This window comes from Persicirhabdus sediminis (genome assembly GCF_016595495.1).
Classification (GTDB): domain Bacteria; phylum Verrucomicrobiota; class Verrucomicrobiia; order Verrucomicrobiales; family Akkermansiaceae; genus Persicirhabdus; species Persicirhabdus sediminis.
Map to the genome: position 1 here is coordinate 1 of NZ_JAENIM010000025.1, position 1,985 is coordinate 1,985.

Annotated in this window: 4 protein-coding genes; 3 read left to right on the plus strand and 1 reads right to left on the minus strand. The window is 45.1% G+C overall.

The features are described 5' to 3' along the window. Window positions 1-17 precede the first annotated feature (17 nt). The 3 genes from JIN82_RS05410 to JIN82_RS05420 all read left to right on the plus strand — a co-directional run bounded on the left by JIN82_RS05410 (window position 18) and on the right by JIN82_RS05420 (window position 1,459). Entirely contained in the window at window positions 18-422 is a 405-nt protein-coding gene (locus JIN82_RS05410; protein WP_200310027.1) for a hypothetical protein, read from the plus strand. Window positions 423-557: 135 nt separating this feature from the next. Further along, complete coding sequence (locus JIN82_RS05415; RefSeq protein ID WP_200310629.1) at window positions 558-1,064, plus strand: DUF6714 family protein; 507 nt, start codon at window positions 558-560, stop codon at window positions 1,062-1,064. Between the two features lie 131 nt (window positions 1,065-1,195). Continuing rightward, window positions 1,196-1,459: a hypothetical protein gene (locus JIN82_RS05420; RefSeq protein WP_200310630.1), complete on the plus strand. Its 264-nt coding sequence runs from the start codon at window positions 1,196-1,198 to the stop codon at window positions 1,457-1,459. A 13-nt stretch (window positions 1,460-1,472) separates the two neighbouring features. On the opposite strand, the gene JIN82_RS05425 is transcribed toward JIN82_RS05420, so the two are convergent. Beyond that, a partial coding sequence (locus JIN82_RS05425) for an IS3 family transposase (RefSeq protein ID WP_200310631.1) occupies window positions 1,473-1,985 on the minus strand: 513 nt, incomplete at its 5' end.

Here is a 1,985-nt window from a genome sequence, read left to right on the forward strand (position 1 = left end):
GACGTTCGGCAATAATTATGAAGAAGCCATCACGAGGATGCTTTTGGATACTCGGAATCATCTGTGTAGCTATATTGATTGTAGTCGTCTTAGATACATTTCTTCCTTCGAAAGCTGTTCGTAATTTGCCAGAGGGCGCTACTGATATTCAGGAGCATTACGAAGATGTTGGCTTCACCGGAGACTTTGTACGCGTGGTTAAAGCCCGTATTCCTGAGAGCGAAGTCGCTGAGTATGCGCGACGAGTTGGTGCAACGCGTAAAGAAGCTGGCGGGGCTGGCAGCGATTATTTTTCATGGACTGGGGCTGCTAGCTGGTTTGCGCCTGAGAATCCTCCGATGTATTTTCATTACGAGCCGGGATATCGAATATTAGTCGGATGGGAAGATGGCTACGTATATTTCGATGCAGCTGCGTGGTAAGAATGTGGCCGAACAAGTCGCTGCATCCGACCGCTAACCGCGCTCGACTTTGCTTAGGTTTTACAGGAAGGAAGATTTTAAGATGTTCGATGGTTGCTTCAGCGGCGGTTGAGCTTTACGTTCGGCTATAATAAGATGAAATCCGCATTGAAAACTGATTTTCCAAGTCGCGAAGAGTTGCGAAGGCAAGGTGTCAGAAAGGAATCTATCGCGGATCTATACGACCTCTGGTGTGAAGCACATGGTGAAGCAATGAAGTTAGCTCTTAGGCTCCCTGACGTTTTTGGTGATCCTCCAAAACCCAGGATTACCCTTCATGTAGCAAGGGGATATGACGATGAATGGGTTTTATCAGAAGCGAGGTGCAAGGAGTTAGCGGCGATGGATTGTGAGCAGCACTGGATGGATGTTTCTCTTCAGGCCACTGAAGATTTTCAGGAATACTTCACTTTTTCAGATTCGGAAGGTTGGAGGTTTTACCTGCCAGCTTTCATCCGCCATTATTTAGCCGATTTTCCATTGTCAGGATCGGACGCTGTAGTGTTTGCCTGCGAAAATCGTCATCATATAGAACTGCTTACCCCTGAGCAAATCGAATATTTGGATGAATTTTTACAGCTCTGCAAGACATGGGAAGAATAGTGGCCGAACAAGTCGCTGCACCCGACGCTTAACCGCGTCAGGCTCCGCTACAGTTTTCGAGATGAATTGATTTTTCGTTTTTCAACATTTCAATCGCGCGCGGTTGGTGGGCTAGACGTTGTGCAGATAAAATGAACGATACAGAAATTACAATTTTTGACGTTATTGAGTTCATTCGAAAATGGGGTGGCTTTAAGAGGTCTCAAGAAATCGACGGTAGCTCATGTCTTGAAAGTGGTTTGGGAATAACAGGTGATGATGGTGATGAGTTACTCGAAGCTGCTTCATCCTACTTCTCTGTACAACTTGCCGATAAAGAAAGAGGGTATCGGACAACGTTTGATTTGAAAGATAATGATCTTCCCCTCAAATTTCGTACAGCAAGTCTCCTTTAATTTTTTAGTTGAATTAGGCTGCTAGAGCAACCTGATTTTGTTTTTTGAGGTACTCAAATGGCGATATATAGCCCAGTGATGAGTGGCGTCTGTAGGTGTTATAAAAGCCCTCAATGTATTCAAAAATAGCTTTGCGAGCTAGTTCTCTGCTTGCAAAATAACCACAGTTGGGAAGTAGTTCTGCTTTGAGCGAGCCGAAAAAGCTCTCACATGTCGCATTGTCGTAGCAGTTTCCTTTGGCTGACATCGACTGCTTGAACTTATGATATCCGAGTAACTTACGTAGTTTGCAGCTTGTGTACTGGCTACCTCTATCAGAATGAAAGATGGATTTGCCTCGTGGTAAATCCCATTGAGTCACAGCAGCTTCTAGGGCATCGGTTACGATTTCAGCGGGCATGGCTCCAGAGCATTGATGGCCAACAACTAGTCGAGAATGGAGGTCGATAACCACTGATAGATAGAGCCATCCTTCTTTTGTTGGAATATAGGTAATGTCAGCGATGAGCACTTTAGCAAAGCGGTC

Bases quoted from the DNA above. Each gene is read 5' to 3' on its own strand.
- JIN82_RS05410 (WP_200310027.1), top strand. From the start codon at position 18: ATGAAGAAGCCATCACGAGGATGCTTTTGGATACTCGGAATCATCTGT.
- JIN82_RS05415 (WP_200310629.1), top strand. From the start codon at position 558: ATGAAATCCGCATTGAAAACTGATTTTCCAAGTCGCGAAGAGTTGCGA.
- JIN82_RS05420 (WP_200310630.1), top strand. From the start codon at position 1,196: ATGAACGATACAGAAATTACAATTTTTGACGTTATTGAGTTCATTCGA.